The sequence below is a fragment of the Acinetobacter sp. AR2-3 genome (assembly GCF_001878775.1).
GTDB lineage: Bacteria > Pseudomonadota > Gammaproteobacteria > Pseudomonadales > Moraxellaceae > Acinetobacter > Acinetobacter lwoffii_D.
In genome coordinates this window covers 1-15,006 of record NZ_MJIQ01000042.1, presented here as the reverse complement: position 1 = coordinate 15,006, position 15,006 = coordinate 1, and the positions used below count along the sequence as shown (strand labels likewise).

Below are 15,006 nucleotides of genomic sequence, written 5' to 3'. Positions count from 1 at the left end.
GCGAGAGATCGAGGTAGCAGAGACAGCGACACGCGTAAGATCGTCGGCAGCGTCAGATGTGTATAAGAGACAGACAATAGCAAGAGTGAACCACCTGATCCCTTCCCGAACTCAGAAGTGAAACCTCTTAGCGCTGATGGTAGTGTGGGGTTACCCATGTGAGAGTAAGTCATCGCCAGCTCATTATTCGAAACACCCTCAAGCTAACGCTTGGGGGTGTTTTTTTATGTGCAAAAATTATAAATAAAACTTCAAAATTAACTCGTTTTATAGCTTTTAAAATGTATCTATTTATCTTTCTCTGCTGAATTTACATTAGAAATTCTGTATCTTGATGTTAATTTGAACAATAAATCAGTATGGAGAAGATAATGTTATCGCAATTTAAAATAAAAATTCTACTCAGTTGTTGTGCTTTAGCATTTACTGCCTGTCATGCAGAGAATTCATCTTCTAAAAGTACTCAAGAGACCTCTACATCAGCTGCCAAATCGGATGCAGTTTCTTCAAGCGTGCAAAAATATAAGACTGAACAGGTTGCTCAATTTAATGAGCCGTGGGCGATTACTACTTTAAATGATGGCCGACTATTGATTACTGAGCGCAAAGGAAAATTGCAGCTCTTTGATCCAAAAACCAAGAAAAAAATTGAAGTTAAAGGCATACCTCAAGTTGCATATGGAGGCCAGGGTGGCTTAGGCGAAGTTGCTTTACATCCTGATTTTGCAAAGAATCGGTGGGTATATCTGAGCTATGCTGAACAAGGCCAAGGCGGATATGGTGCAGTGGTGATCCGGGGTAAATTAAACTTAAATCAAGCCACTCCTCAACTGACACAAATTGAACGGATCTGGACGCAAGTGCCGAAATTTTCAGGCCAGGGACATTATGCCCATCGGATTGTATTCGGGTCGGATGGTAAGTTATGGATCAGTTCAGGAGAACGTCAGCAATTCAACCCTGCACAGGACATGCAATCTAATGCCGGTAAAATTATTCGCCTGAATGATGATGGCTCAATCCCTGCCGATAATCCTTTTATGACTCAGGGTAAAATTGCCCAGCAGGTCTGGAGTCTTGGACATCGTAATCCTCTAGGCATGGCTTTCGATCCGAAAGGGCAGCTTTGGGTGATCGAAATGGGACCGAAAGGCGGCGATGAACTGAACAAGATTGTCAAAGCTAAAAACTATGGTTATCCACTGGTATCCAATGGCGATCATTATGACGGTAAGCCGATTCCTGACCACAGTACCCGACCTGAATTTGAAGCCCCGGCACTGGATTGGACTCCGGTAATTTCTCCTTCAGATTTAATGTTTTATACTGCTAATATCTTCCCGAAATGGAAAAATAAAGCGATTGCTACCGGTCTGTCTTCCAAGGCGATTGTGATTGTGGATACGACCCAGACCCCAGTGAAAGAAGTTCAGCGTCTGGATATGAAAGAGCGGATTCGTGGAGTTGCTCAGGCACAGGATGGTTCACTGTGGGTGATTCAAGATGGTCCGCAAGCAGCTCTGTTAAAAATGACAGCACCTTAATCCTCTGCTTTTAGGATGCTTATCTAAATATGAAATATTGAATAAGCTGACCCTCTGAATAAAAGGATTTTTAAGCTGATGCTGACATGAAAGAAAAAGGCCTCTACATCCTGTGAAGGCCTTTTCATATTCTGTTAAAGGTATAATATCTGTTATACCGATCAGCATCCTGCTATGTGAATTTTTTTATTTTTCTTACAAGACTTCCTGTCTTGGTATGATTTGAATATAGCCTGAAGCGATACAGCGCAATAGGGCAGTTTGACTGCATGGATTGTAAGTCAAAGCCGACAGTCGAATTTTAAAAAAGATAAATTCAAAAATACTGTTTCAAACTGATCATCCGACCAAATCATAAACTGCGGTGATGATTTTGCTGTATTTTAGCGAGAGAATACTCTTTTAATATGCATCAACTGATATAAATAAAAACGTCGATAAAATAATAAAAAGGAAACTCCTATGCCTACGATTCAAATTGAAGTTCGGCAATAATATCCTCAAGCAGTTGAGGAACAATTGCTCAACAGCGTATTTCATTGTGTGAAAACCGCCTTTCAGCTGCCTGAATATGATCGTAATATTCGTCTGGTCGTGCATGAAGCGCATCGTTTTCAGTATATGAGCCATTTAGCTCAGCCTGAATATTTTACCTTGGTCAGTATTGACTGTTTTGCTGGCCGCAGTCTGGAGACCAAGCGAAATTTGTATCAGCAGATGGTCAAAAGTCTCGGGGAAATCGGTATTCCTGCAGATCATATTCTGATTCATCTGAGAGAAAGTGCATTGGAAAATTGGGGGATTCGAGGAGGACAAGCCGCCTGTGATGTTGATCTCGGGTTTAAGGTTGATGTCTGATGCATCCAGATCAGTAGTCACGTTAAATCTAAAGTTTAAACAGAAAAGCCTCAACATCCTGTCGAGGCTTTTCTGGATTTGCTTCTCAGATCTGACTCCTGTCTAATCTGTCAACGTCCTGTTGATTGGCGCTTTTTATTGTTGTCGTATCGCTGAGCAGACTTCCTGTCTGTCTATGTACTGACTATAGCCTCGCATAAAACGACCGCATAGCGGCTAAACTCTGCGCTGCATGTAGGCTAAAACGTACAGGGCTGTCGTCCATTCATTAAGCACTGACATATTGAATCAGTCTATCCACCATAGCTTTTAAGTTTTTATTATCAAATTCATTGCCTTGGAAGGAATAATCTTTGTTGCGCGCAAAGATGTCACGGATTTCGATCACGGCATTGGTATCCACCAGTCCTAGTTGAGTGCCGACTTGACGAATCTGGTCAATTGAACGTGAGCCGTTGGTCGCACCATAACCAATATAAGCTGCCGGTTTGCCTTGCCATTCCTTGCCGAGATAATCCAGGGCATTTTTCAGGGCAGGGCTATAGCCATGATTGTATTCAGGCGTGACAAAAATAAAGGCATCGCCAAGCGCAATCTTGTCGGCCCAGTCTTGCTGTTTGGGCTGATCATAAATCCCGGTCAATGGAGGATGGGCACCAGAAAATAGCGGAAGATCCCATTCTTTTAGATCGACAATTTCAGTTTCCAAAGTGCTAAAGGCATAACTTTTAATTTCCTGCAGGACCCAGTGCGCCACTTTAATCGCAGTACGTCCCTCACGCACACTCCCAACCACAATATAAATTTTCATGTTTCATCCTTTCTTCGGGTCTGGTCATCAAATTAAATTAATCAGATTTCAGGAAGGTGACTAGAGATGATTTGTATCCGGAATATAAAAAAGCTCCCGAAGGAGCTTTTTTAAAATCAGTTAATTAGCTGATGTCTTACATCAGTTTAATGCCTTGCTGACCCGCAGGTGTCACTTTAAAGATTTCCACTTCAAAAGTGATGTTTTTGCCTGCCAATGGATGGTTAAAGTCTACTTCAGTGATGTCATCATTCACCGATCTCACCACACCATACAAGGTGGCTTTGGCTTTATCTTCAAACTCGATCATGTGACCTTCGATCGGACGTTCTCCGAACTTCACCGTATCAAATTTCTGGATGTTTTCCGGATTCCATGGACCAAAAGCATCTTCTGGCGGCAGGCTCACCGTACGACGGTCACCGGCACGTAAACCAAACAGTGCTTTTTCAAAACCAGGCAGTAAATTGCCATCACCAATCACCAGGCTGACCGGTTCTTCACGGCTACGGGTATTGTCAATTTCCACGCCATTTTCGATTGCGACAGAAAAGTGCAGCTCGACTTTAGAACCGTCTGCAACCCGGGTTTCTTCGTTAGGATGAATAAAATCAGTCATGTTGTGCTTGCGCCCGTTGAATTCGATGTTTTTCTAAGAAAAAGGTATCAATCAGCATCAGAATAGTGCCTACAGTAATAGCACTATCTGCGATATTGAACGCAGGGAAGTGGCTGTTCTGGTAATACACATGAATAAAATCGACTACATAGCCGAGGCTGACCCGGTCGATTAAATTACCGATGGCACCACCCAGAATCAGGGCAATCGCCAATGGTAAAATTTTCATGTCTTTTGGCATACGCATCAGCCAAAACACAAAGATTACAGACACTAAACCTGCCAGTGAAGTAAAGAAATAGCGTTGCCAACCACCGGCATCGGACAGAAAACTAAAGGCAGCGCCATAGTTATGTAGCAATGTCCAATTTAAAAAGGGCAGCACAGGAACAGGATCTGCATAGTTCAGATTTGTCACTGCAATCCATTTGGTCCATTGATCCAGAATGATCGCCAGAATGGCCAGTCCAACCCACCATAAATTATGTGGATAGAACTGGAATAAGCCCTTTTTGGTGTGGGTATTAGGCATATTTTCTCTCTTCGCCTTGGCCTGTAGGAAGGTTGATGATACAACGACCGCATAGACCAGGATGTGCAGAATGTGTATTTACATCTGGTAATACATGCCAGCAACGTACGCATTTTTCGCCATCCGCTGCTGAAACTTTCACATTCAAGCCTTCAAGATCAGACGCTTCACCTTGTGCTGCATCAAACTCATTGACGATCACTTGTGATGTGATCAGTACGAAACGAAGCTCATCACTTAACTTATCTAGCACTGCTTTTAATTCAGCATTTGCCCAAAGTTCAACTTTGGCAGACAAGTTAGAACCGACAGTTTTGGCGGTACGTGCAGTTTCAATGAATTTGTTTACTGCAGATTTCACAGCAATGAGCGTTTGCCATTCAGCTTCAGATACTACATTTGCAGTTGAAGCCACAGGAATGTCATACCATTCAGCCGTGAACACGTATTTCTCTGATTGCTCAGGAATTAACGGCCAAGCTTCTTGTGCAGTAAAGCTCAGGATTGGTGACATCCAACGCACGAATGCCTGTACCAGGTGATACAATGCAGTTTGTGCAGAATGACGTGCTTGCGAATCCGCTTTAGTGGTGTACTGACGGTCTTTGATAATGTCTAAGTAGAAACCACCTAAGTCGTTAATACAGAAATTCGTTAAAGTAGTGGTGACGATATGGAAGTTCATATCTTCGTATGCTTTCTTAATGGTTTCTTGCACTTCAGATGCACGTTGCAGAATGTATTGATCCAGCGCGATCAATTGATCTACAGGAAGCGCATCTGTTGATGGTTTGAAGCCATTCAGGTTAGCAAGCAAGAAACGAAGCGTGTTACGGATACGACGATAACCGTCAGAGGCACGGCTAAAGATTTCTTTACCAGCGGTCATTTCATAACGGTAATCCGCAGAGGCGATCCAGAAACGTAAACCATCCGCACCCATATCTTTAATGATGTCTTGCGGCGTGATTACATTACCGATCGACTTGGACATCTTACGGCCTTTTTCATCGACTACGAAACCGTGAGTCAATAGACCTTTATATGGCGCACGCTCATTAATCGCAATCGAAGTCAATAACGACGACTGGAACCAGCCACGGTGTTGGTCTGAACCTTCTAGATATAAATCGGCAGGATCAGTCAGTTCTTCACGTTCACGCAGTACGGCATAGTGCGTTGTACCTGAATCGAACCAAACGTCTAGCGTGTCGCGTACTGCATTATATTGTTCAGCGTCCGCACCGATAAACTCAGATGCATCACGGTTGTACCAACCATCAATGCCTTCCTGCTCGATTAGTTTCGCGACTTCTTCGATCAGTTCAGGCGTACGCGGGTGCAATTCATTGGTATTTTTATGCACAAAGAATGGAATTGGCACGCCCCAAGTACGTTGACGTGAGATACACCAGTCTGGACGGCCTTCAATCATCGCCTGGATACGGTTTTTACCCCAGTCCGGTACGAAGCTGATCTCGTTTTCAATCGCATTCAGTGCATTTTGACGCAGACCTTTGGCATCCATGCTGATGAACCATTGTGGGGTCGCACGGAAGATAATCGGGGTTTTATGGCGCCAGCAATGCGGGTAGCTATGCTTGATCACCACGTGTGCCCAAAGCTTGGTCGCTTCAGTCAATGCTGCAATGATTTTTGGATTGGCTTTGTAGATGTGCTCGCCCGGGAAGATTGGCGAAGTCGGTAAATACACACCATTACCGCCGACTGGGTTTTCTACTTTTAAGTTGTACTGTAAACCAACTTTATAGTCGTCCACACCGTGGCCCGGTGCGGTATGTACTGCACCTGTACCGCTAGCATCGGTGACGTGTTCACCCAAGATCACTGGCACTTGGCGTTCAGCAATTAAAGGATGTTGAAGAACTAAATTCTCAAGTTTTGCACCTGTGAATTCAGCAAGCACTTCAAATGCAGTAAAGCCATAACGCTGAGTTGCAGACTCAACCAATGATTTCGCAAGGATGAAGTTTTGTGATGCTTTGTCTTCACCAATTGCTTTCACCAGTTGGTATTCAAGTTCAGCGTGTAATGCAACCGCTTGGTTGGCAGGCATGGTCCAAGGCGTTGTTGTCCAAATCACGATATCCGTACGATCGGCAACGTCTACACCTAAACGAGCAGACAAATCAGCTAAATCAACAACGGTAAAACCGACGTCAATTGCATCCGATTTTTTATCTTCATATTCAACTTCAGCTTCAGCCAATGATGAACCACAGTCCAGACACCAGTTGACTGGTTTCAGACCTGGCTCAATGTGGCCGGCTTTCGCGATTGCACCCAATGAACGTACGATGTCGGCTTCTTGTTTGAAGTTCATGGTTAGGTAAGGATTGTCCCAATCACCGAACACACCCATACGTACGAAGTCTTTCTTTTGAAGCTCAACTTGAGTATACGCATATTCACGGCACGCTTTACGGAACGTAGACGCATCTACTTTTACGCCGACTTTGCCGACTTTTTCTTCGACTTTTAATTCGATTGGCAGACCATGACAGTCCCAACCTGGCACGTATGGCGCGTCAAAACCATCCATGACACGGCTTTTGATAATGATGTCTTTGAGTACTTTATTGACTGCATGACCCAAATGGATTTGACCATTGGCATAAGGAGGGCCGTCATGAAGCACGTATTTTTTCTTGCCAATACGCGATTCACGAATCTGCTGATAAATGTTGTCGGCATACCACTCTTCTAACCATTTCGCTTCACGTACTGCCAAATTTGCTTTCATTGCAAAGTCAGTACCTGGGAGGTTTAGCGTGGCTTTATAGTCCACTGCATTTTCAGGAGTTTGCTTATCGCTCATGCAAGTCGTCTTCCAATCTAATCAGTTATGTCACTGACACGTTTTACAATAAAAATATGGGATATTAAAAGGGAAATGTGGGGTGATTTCGACGAAACTCAAGCAGTTTCTCGACATCATCATCAATTCCGGCTTTTAGCGCTTCAAGCGAAGGATAGTCCTTTTCGCCATGTAAATAGTTTAAGAACGTCACCCGCATCAACAGGCCATACAGATTAGCAGAAACATCTGGAAAATGTACTTCTAATCGCCACTCTGGATGTGCTTGTTTAATGGCTGGACGTGTGCCGACATGACCTGCCCCAAACAGGGCAGTTGGGTCATAACCCGCGATACCTGTTTGCGCTGCAGAGTCGGCTTTTACTTTGTCTTTTAAGGATAAGGTTTCGCAAATAACTTCAACCCCATAAATCCCTTTCAGGCAGGGCTTATGACGGTTGAGCCGTACATTAATAGTGGGGAAATCAATGGTTCGACCAATCTGATCACCATATTGCACCCGCCCGGTAATGCTATAGGGACGACCCAACAATTGTGCGGCCAAGGCTAAATCACCGGCTTGCAAGGTCTGGCGAATCCGGGTGGAACTGACCCGTTCACCATCCAAAGCAATGGTATTTAAATTGGTCACTTCAAAGCCGTAATTGCGCAGGAATTCGCTATTGCCCTGACGGTTTTTACCAAAGTGAAAATCATCGCCTAAGACCAGATGCCGAGCATTCAGTTTTTCTTTTAAAATGTCAGCAAAAGCTTCTGCAGTCAGGCTGCGGAAAGTATGGTCAAATTTCGCCACCGCGATATAGTCCACACCCAGCTCAGTCAGGTATTCAACTTTTTCACGCAACGATGAAATACGCGGTGGGGCATCATAACCCTGAAAGTATTCAAGCGGTTGCGGCTCGAAAATCATCACTACAGATTTTAAACCCTGTGCTTCAGCCACCTGTTGCAGCTGACGGATCATCGCCTGATGGCCTAAATGCACGCCGTCAAAATTACCGATGGTCACGGCAGTTTTGGGTAATTCAGAATGAGAGGCTAAAGCATTTAGACGGAGCAGCTGCATGGGCAAATCAAGTGCTTAGAAATATCGAGAGGCTATATATTGCCATAATCTCGCGCTTTCGTCTTGCTGTTGTGTTTTTATGCAATATTTTTCTTGAAAATTCATCTTCCTAGAATTGAGCCGACTGGTTTTTCGACACACTGAGCATGTCTGATCAGAGCACTGGTGCTTTTCATTCAGCCGGTTTTGTTTTCTAATGTCAGGGTTTTTTGATATCAGGTATTTCGAATGTCCGATCTTGCGCTCATCATGGCTCTACCCAATGAATCCAAAGGCTTGTTTGAAGCAGAAGGCATTCAGGTAAATTACAGCGGGATTGGTAAAGTCAACGCGGCCTTTAAAGCTTTTGAGGTGATTCAGAACACTGGTTGCAGTACCTTGCTAAATTTGGGAAGCGCGGGGAGTTCGCATTTCAATGCGCATGAACTGGTCGAAGTCACGCAATTTGTACAGCGTGATATGGATGTTTCACCCCTTGGCTTTGAGGTCGGCATGACCCCGATGGATCAGCATTTCCCGGGTGCGATTGAGCTGGAGTCTTTCTTTGACCATTTGCCGAAAGGGATTTGTGGCACAGGCGACAGCTTTGAAACCGGTATTTCAAAAGTGGCGTGTAATCTGGTCGATATGGAAGGCTATGCCTTGGCCAAAGTCTGTAAAAAGCTGGGCGTTCGGCTGATTTCAGTGAAATACATTAGTGATGGAGCCAATGAGACTGCGCATCTGGATTGGGAAGAAAATCTGTTATTGGGTGCGAAAAAATTATTGGATTTATATCAAATGGTAAAATAAACGGGAAGGTTAAGTTTGCTTGGCGACCATAGCAGCTATGGTCGTGTGCCAATCAGAAGCAGTTGCTTATTTATCCGTACGTGGAATCACGCCGTATAACATCATGTGTACCGTATGCTGGATAATACGTTGCTGCATGCTGCGGTTACGCAAGGTTTTACCCGTGACCATTTCCATTTGCGTCGCAAAGTCTGCATAGTTCTGGGTAATCGCCCAAATATTCAGAATCAGTAACTCAGGATCAATATCTGCAGAAATCTTGCCTTGCTCCTGCCAGTTGGAAATCACTTTGGCTTTACGCTTGACCAGTTTTTTCAGCGGACCTTTTAAAATTTCCAGAATATGCGGTGCACCTTGAATCACCTCTAAAGCAAATAAACGGGATGCTTTAGGCTGGGTACGCGATACTTCAATTTTTTGCATCAAATAATTGGTGATCGCTTCTTCAGGTTCAAGTTCAGCTTCAAGGGTTTGTAAAGGCGCCAGCCATTTTTGTAGAACAGTGGTTAATACCTCGACATACAGGGCTTCTTTATTTTCATAATAATAGAAAATATTCGACTTATGCATTTCTGCAATTTGTGCGATTTCATCCAGACTTGCCCCATTAAAACCATATAGGGAAAATACGTCTAGTGCAGCATTTAGCAGCTGATTGCGTTTTTGAGTACTCTTTTTTTGTTCCATTAGCAAATATAAAAAACAATGAAAAAGGGAATCCTCAATTGTACGGCAAATCATCAGATTTGTGCACACAGTCACAGGCTAATTTTTTGAATAATGATGATTTATTCTCTAGATCAATATTTAAAACAGGCTAAATGCATCTACACCGGGAGAAAAATTCAAGTTTCTGAAAATACTTCATTTATTCATCTTTTTTCTTCATCAATGGAAGAGAGGAATAATGCTGAAATGAATCTGATAAAAATGTCCTCTTATTGAGATAAAAGTATTTTTTATAAGAATAAGACCCAAAACCATGCTCGATTTTGGGTTTGATTGAGTGTTCAGGTCGCTAAAACTGCCTGCAAGACCTGCTGTTCCAGTTCTGCAAATGTCACACTTTTTTGCCGGGGACGAGGTAAGTCGACCCGAAATTCTTTGGCAATATGGCCTTTGTCCAGCAAGATAATCCGGTCTGCCAGTTGTACGGCTTCACTGACATCATGTGTGACCAGAATGGCGGTAAAGCCTTGCTCGGTCCAGAGACGCTCAATCAGGTTTTGCATTTCCAGACGTGTCAGGGCATCCAGGGCGCCGAGCGGTTCATCAAGCAGCAGAATACGAGGTTGATGCGACAACGCTCGCGCCAAGGCGGTACGTTGCCGCTGTCCTCCGGAAAGTTGTGAAGGCCACAGTCCGGCTTTTTCTTTGAGGCCAACTTTTTCCAGCATTTGAGAGGCTTTGGCATGCTGCGCCTTTGGTAAACCGAGTTGCACATTCTGTTCGATGCTGCGCCAAGGCAGCAGGCGAGGGTCCTGAAACATCACCCGGATATCATCGACAGTAATGCCTTCACGAATATGTCGGGCTGATTTGAACTTGATTTCGCCGTAACTTTGCTGTTCCAGATCGGCAATCAGGCGCAATAAAGTACTCTTACCACAACCACTGCGACCGACAATTGCCAGAAATTCACCCGGCTGGATATGCAGGTCCAGATCCTCCAGAACCTTGACCGAACCGTAAAACTTGTGCAGCTGTTCAATGATAATTTCGGCACCGAGCACTGCAGCAGGATTGATATCTGCCATAGGTGGTTCGAGTGGTGCACTCGGGTCATTGGCATGACGTCCTAAACTGAGATCAGTCATCACATGCTCCTCATTTATTCTTTATTTTTGATAGCCGGCATGCCAGCGCAGCAGGAATCGTTCTAAAGCTACTGCCAGAACATCGGCCAGTTTGCCGAGTAGGGCATACAGTAAAATACCTACCAGAACCACGTCAGTTTGTAAAAATTCACGTGCATTCATGGTCATATATCCAATACCGGACTGGGCAGAAATAGTTTCGGCAACGATTAACAGTACCCAGACCAGACCCAGAGAAAAACGCAGGCCGACCAGAATCGACGGCATCGCACCCGGCAGAATAATTTCTCTATAAAGCTGCCAGCGGCTTAAACCATAGCTTTTTCCCATCTCGATTAATTGTGGATCGACCGAGCGGATGCCGTGATAGGTATTGATATAAATTGGGAAAAATACACCAATCGCCACCAGAAACAATTTGGAGGATTCATCAATCCCGAACCATAAGATGACGAGGGGGATCAGTGCCAGTGCAGGAATATTGCGGATCATCTGCAAGGTAGTGTCGAGCAGGGTAGAGGCGGTTTTGGATGAACCATTTAACAGGCCCAGCAATAGGCCCAAACCACCACCCACCAGTAAGCCGCTGATGGCACGCCCCGCACTGACTTGCACATGCGTCCACAGTTCACCGCTGAGCAATAAATTCCAGAAGGCTAAAACCACAGCACTCGGTGCAGGCAAAATCCGGCTTTCCAGCAGACCAGTGCTAGAGGCAATCTGCCAGATTGCAATTAAAAAAATTGGAACCAGCCAAGGCAGCAGATGCTGCCCCAGAATTGTTCCACGTGAAACCTGCTTTGGGGTCAGGGTTTCAACTGAAACGACTTTTGACATTAAGCAGACTCCTTAATTTTCTCAGCCTGCTTGTTCTCGTCCGGTGTGTAGTTGTTCGCCACGATTTCACCAAATGGACCGGTCAAGTTCGGTTGAGTGAGTTTTTGCTGGGTTTCCAGTGGAAGTAAAGGGAATACCAGTTCGGCAAAACGGATTGATTCTTCCAGATGTGGATAGCCCGAGAAGATAAAAGTATCGATACCCAAATCAGCATATTCCTGGATACGTGCAGCGACAGTTTCCGGATCGCCGACCAGTGCCGTACCTGCACCACCACGAACCAGACCCACACCTGCCCAGAGGTTTGGAGAAACTTCGAGTTTGCTGCGATCGCCATTGTGCAGTTCTGCCATACGGCGCTGACCGACCGAGTCCATGGATTTGAACTTGGCTTGGGCTGCAGCGATAGTGGCATCATCCACATATTGAATCAGTTCTTCAGCCGCCGCCCAGGCCTGCTCATTGGTTTCGCGTACGATCACGTGTAAACGGATCCCGTAATTCAGTTCACGACCTTTAGCTGCAGCCTTGGCTTTTACCACTGCAATTTTTTCTTTGACTGCTGCCGGTGGCTCGCCCCAGGTCAAGTAAGTATCGACCTGATCCGTGGCCAGCTCAATGGCATCATCCGATGAGCCACCAAACCATAAAGGCGGATGCGGCTGCTGAATGGGTGGATACAGCAATTTTGCATCATCGACACTTAAGCGTTCGCCATGGAAACTAAAGCTTTCACCGGTATGTGAGCGTTTTAAAATTTCACGCCAGATGGTGGTGTATTCGGTCGCCGTTTTATAACGGGTTGTGTGATCTTCATAGACGCCATCACCTTTTAGCTCCTGCTCGTCACCGCCAGTCACCAGATTCAGCAGTACTCGGCCATTAGACAAGCGGTCAAAGGTCGCGGCCATACGTGCAGCCAGTGCCGGCGTGGTCACGCCTGGACGCAACGCCACCAGGAATTTTAATTTTTTGGTCGCATCAATCAGGCTGGCTGCGGTTAACCATGGATCTTCACAAGAACGGCCAGTCGGAATCAGGACCCCCTCATAACCTAAGTTATCTACCGCAACGGCAATCTGCTTCATGTAGGCATGATCTACAACACGTGCGCCCTTGCTGGTGCCTAAGTAACGACTGTCGCCATGAGTGGGGATAAACCAGAAAATTTTCATGTAATATTCCTTAAATTAAATGATCTTGTTTGCTCATCAATGTGTGGCCGCTGGCGACCAGATCTGTTGCTGGACGCTGATGGTTTTGGGAATCAGTTGAACCTGCTGGAAGAGATCGGCAATATTCTGTTGAGCTTTGATCACTTCCGTCGTTAATGGTTGTACCGGCGAAGGTTTAAGACGACGCTCAAATGCAATCTTCGCTACATCCGGTTTCAGACCGGTACTTTTCTGATAAATATCTAGAGCTACAGCCTGGTTTTTAAGAATCCACTGGTCAGATGCATTTAAAGCCTGGATAAACTTCCCGGGGCTATCCGGATGCTTCTGAATAAATTCGGGATTGCCGATATAAAAGGAGTAGGTTTGTGGAAAGTCACTAGATTCAATCAGCACCTTAACCTTGCTGTCGAACTCGGCTGCACCTAGGAAGGGATCCCAGATTGCCCAGGCATCAATGGCTTTTTTGTCAAAAGCAGCACGTGCATCCGCAGGGGGAAGCCAGACGGCTTGAATCTCTGACCAGCTTAATCCGGCTTTTTCCAGGGTTTTGGCCAGAAGTTCATGGGCACTTGAACCTTTCTGCACCGCGATCCGTTTTCCTTTCAATTGTTGAATATTTTGAATGGCACTGTCTTTCGGCACGACCACGGCCAAAGAATTTCCCGCCACTTTTTCAAAGGCCACGTAGCTCAGGGCTTTGTCTGCCGCCTGTGCAAAAATAGGCGGAGTATTTCCCACATAGCCATAATCCACTGCACCGACTGCTAAGGCTTCCAGCATTTGTGGGCCTGCCGGAAACTCTTTCCATTCAATTTTGGCATTGGGAAATTGTTGTTCTAACAGCTTTTCATCACGTGCCACCAGCAGATTTAAGGCTGATTTCTGAAAGCCAATCGCAATGGTTTTAACTTGTTGCGCTGACGTGGTTTCTGCGGCAGCCGTTTGCTGTGGTTCCTGTTTCTGGCAGCCAGTCAGACTAAAGCTCAATAGCGCTAAGCTGATATAAGAAACTGTTTTTATATGACTCATCTTTATTCTCGAATTATTCTGCTGTTATTTAATAATTGCTGCATCAATATTCAGCTTTTGTGGAATCAGCTGCTGCGCATAAAATGCATCGGCGACTTGTTGCTGTTTTTGAATCACGTCAGTGCTGAGAGGTTTAACGCCAAAGCCCATGCGTGAAATAGAGGTTTTCAAGACATCGACGGCCAGACCTGTCGGTTTTTGCAGGAGCTGAGCGGCAGCGTCCTGATTTTTTGCCACCCAGTCCGTGGTCAGATTCAGTTCGTTGACCACCGCCTGTACCACCTGAGGATGGCTTTCTGCGAACTTGCGATCTGCCAGATAGAACTGATGATTGCTCACCACATTTTCACCGCTGGCAATGACACGCGCACCAATTTGATGTTCAGCAGCTGCAAAGAACGGATCCCAGATCACCCAAGCATCGACTGCACCACGTTCAAATGCAGCACGTGCATCGGAAGGTGGTAAATAGATCACTTCGATATCATCAAGGCCAAGCTGGTTGGCTTCCAGAACTTTTAATAGTAAGTAATGCACGTTTGAACCTTTGTTCAGGGCTACCCGTTTGCCTTTCAGATCCTGAATAGACTGGATTGGTGAATCTTTCGGTACAATTAAGGCTTCTGCCTTAGGCGCTTGCGGCTGATTGGCCACATAGACCAGATTTGAGTTGGCCGCCTGGGCAAAAATTGGCGGTGCTTCACCGGCTTCACCAAAAGAGATGCTGCCGACATTCAGGCCTTCAAGCAATTGCGGGCCAGCCGGAAATTCTACCCATTTCACATTGACCCCTTGCTGTTTTAAGCTGGTTTCCAGCGTACCGCGTTCTTTTAAAATAGGTAATACGCCGTATTTTTGGAAACCGATATTCAGGGTAATGGTCTCTTCTTTTTTCGAGCAGCCTGAAAGCATCATGACACCCACCATCGCAGTACCAAGTACTGCAGTCTTTGCTAAAAACTGAACATGAGATTGGCGCATGAATCAAAACTCCCGAAAGTGAAAAACTAGTGAATGAAAACTTAGACACACGCTAATCGTTTTTGTTTTTCTAAAAAAATAACTAGGGTCTGTTGACATTTAC

The 15,006-nt window shown here is 45.2% G+C and carries 14 protein-coding genes and 1 rRNA gene; 4 read left to right on the top strand and 11 right to left on the bottom strand.

What is annotated here, in order from left to right:
• The first annotated feature begins 72 nt into the window (after positions 1-72).
• The 3 genes from rrf to BFN00_RS08090 all read left to right on the top strand — a co-directional run bounded on the left by rrf (position 73) and on the right by BFN00_RS08090 (position 2,402).
• Positions 73-174: ribosomal RNA gene (rrf, locus tag BFN00_RS08100) — 5S ribosomal RNA — on the top strand.
• A 197-nt stretch (positions 175-371) separates the two neighbouring features.
• Positions 372-1,544, top strand: a complete 1,173-nt coding sequence (locus BFN00_RS08095) for a PQQ-dependent sugar dehydrogenase (protein ID WP_082180563.1) — start codon at positions 372-374, stop codon at positions 1,542-1,544.
• Between the two features lie 519 nt (positions 1,545-2,063).
• Positions 2,064-2,402 (top strand): tautomerase family protein, encoded by a 339-nt coding sequence (locus BFN00_RS08090; protein WP_071851063.1) that lies wholly within the window; start codon positions 2,064-2,066, stop codon positions 2,400-2,402.
• Positions 2,403-2,670: 268 nt separating this feature from the next.
• On the opposite strand, the gene BFN00_RS08085 is transcribed toward BFN00_RS08090, so the two are convergent.
• From BFN00_RS08085 to ribF, 5 genes are all read right to left on the bottom strand, one after another.
• Entirely contained in the window at positions 2,671-3,213 is a 543-nt protein-coding gene (locus BFN00_RS08085) for an NADPH-dependent FMN reductase (RefSeq protein WP_071851061.1), read from the bottom strand.
• Positions 3,214-3,349: 136 nt separating this feature from the next.
• Positions 3,350-3,832, bottom strand: coding sequence for an FKBP-type peptidyl-prolyl cis-trans isomerase (locus BFN00_RS08080; protein WP_004281217.1), 483 nt, complete (start codon positions 3,830-3,832; stop codon positions 3,350-3,352).
• Positions 3,825-4,364 carry a signal peptidase II gene (gene lspA / locus BFN00_RS08075; RefSeq protein WP_004281218.1) on the bottom strand — a complete coding sequence of 180 codons (540 nt, stop codon included), beginning with the start codon at positions 4,362-4,364 and terminating at the stop codon, positions 3,825-3,827. Before lspA ends, BFN00_RS08080 begins: the two co-directional genes overlap by 8 nt.
• Entirely contained in the window at positions 4,357-7,203 is a 2,847-nt protein-coding gene (gene ileS, locus BFN00_RS08070; RefSeq protein ID WP_071851059.1) for an isoleucine--tRNA ligase, read from the bottom strand. The genes lspA and ileS overlap by 8 nt, the downstream gene beginning before the upstream one ends.
• 64 nt (positions 7,204-7,267) lie before the next feature.
• Entirely contained in the window at positions 7,268-8,269 is a 1,002-nt protein-coding gene (ribF, locus tag BFN00_RS08065) for a bifunctional riboflavin kinase/FAD synthetase (protein WP_071851056.1), read from the bottom strand.
• A 228-nt stretch (positions 8,270-8,497) separates the two neighbouring features.
• On the opposite strand from ribF, the gene BFN00_RS08060 reads away from it, so the two are divergent.
• A complete protein-coding gene (locus tag BFN00_RS08060; RefSeq protein WP_071851055.1) occupies positions 8,498-9,061 on the top strand; it encodes a 5'-methylthioadenosine/S-adenosylhomocysteine nucleosidase family protein in 564 nt (187 codons plus the stop codon).
• A 66-nt stretch (positions 9,062-9,127) separates the two neighbouring features.
• Here the strand turns inward: BFN00_RS08060 and BFN00_RS08055 are convergent, their stop codons facing one another.
• The 6 genes from BFN00_RS08055 to BFN00_RS08030 all read right to left on the bottom strand — a co-directional run bounded on the left by BFN00_RS08055 (position 9,128) and on the right by BFN00_RS08030 (position 14,903).
• Entirely contained in the window at positions 9,128-9,748 is a 621-nt protein-coding gene (locus tag BFN00_RS08055) for a TetR family transcriptional regulator C-terminal domain-containing protein (RefSeq protein WP_004281222.1), read from the bottom strand.
• Positions 9,749-10,071: 323 nt separating this feature from the next.
• Positions 10,072-10,818, bottom strand: coding sequence for an ABC transporter ATP-binding protein (locus BFN00_RS08050; protein ID WP_488583730.1), 747 nt, complete (start codon positions 10,816-10,818; stop codon positions 10,072-10,074).
• 81 nt (positions 10,819-10,899) lie between these two features.
• Positions 10,900-11,715, bottom strand: coding sequence for an aliphatic sulfonate ABC transporter permease SsuC (gene ssuC, locus BFN00_RS08045; RefSeq protein ID WP_005250170.1), 816 nt, complete (start codon positions 11,713-11,715; stop codon positions 10,900-10,902).
• On the bottom strand, positions 11,715-12,890 hold the full coding sequence (ssuD, locus tag BFN00_RS08040; protein ID WP_071851050.1) for an FMNH2-dependent alkanesulfonate monooxygenase: 1,176 nt from the start codon (positions 12,888-12,890) through the stop codon (positions 11,715-11,717). Before ssuD ends, ssuC begins: the two co-directional genes overlap by 1 nt.
• 36 nt (positions 12,891-12,926) lie before the next feature.
• Complete coding sequence (locus BFN00_RS08035; RefSeq protein ID WP_004647162.1) at positions 12,927-13,922, bottom strand: aliphatic sulfonate ABC transporter substrate-binding protein; 996 nt, start codon at positions 13,920-13,922, stop codon at positions 12,927-12,929.
• Between the two features lie 24 nt (positions 13,923-13,946).
• Entirely contained in the window at positions 13,947-14,903 is a 957-nt protein-coding gene (locus BFN00_RS08030; RefSeq protein WP_071851048.1) for a sulfonate ABC transporter substrate-binding protein, read from the bottom strand.
• Positions 14,904-15,006: the final 103 nt, after the last annotated feature.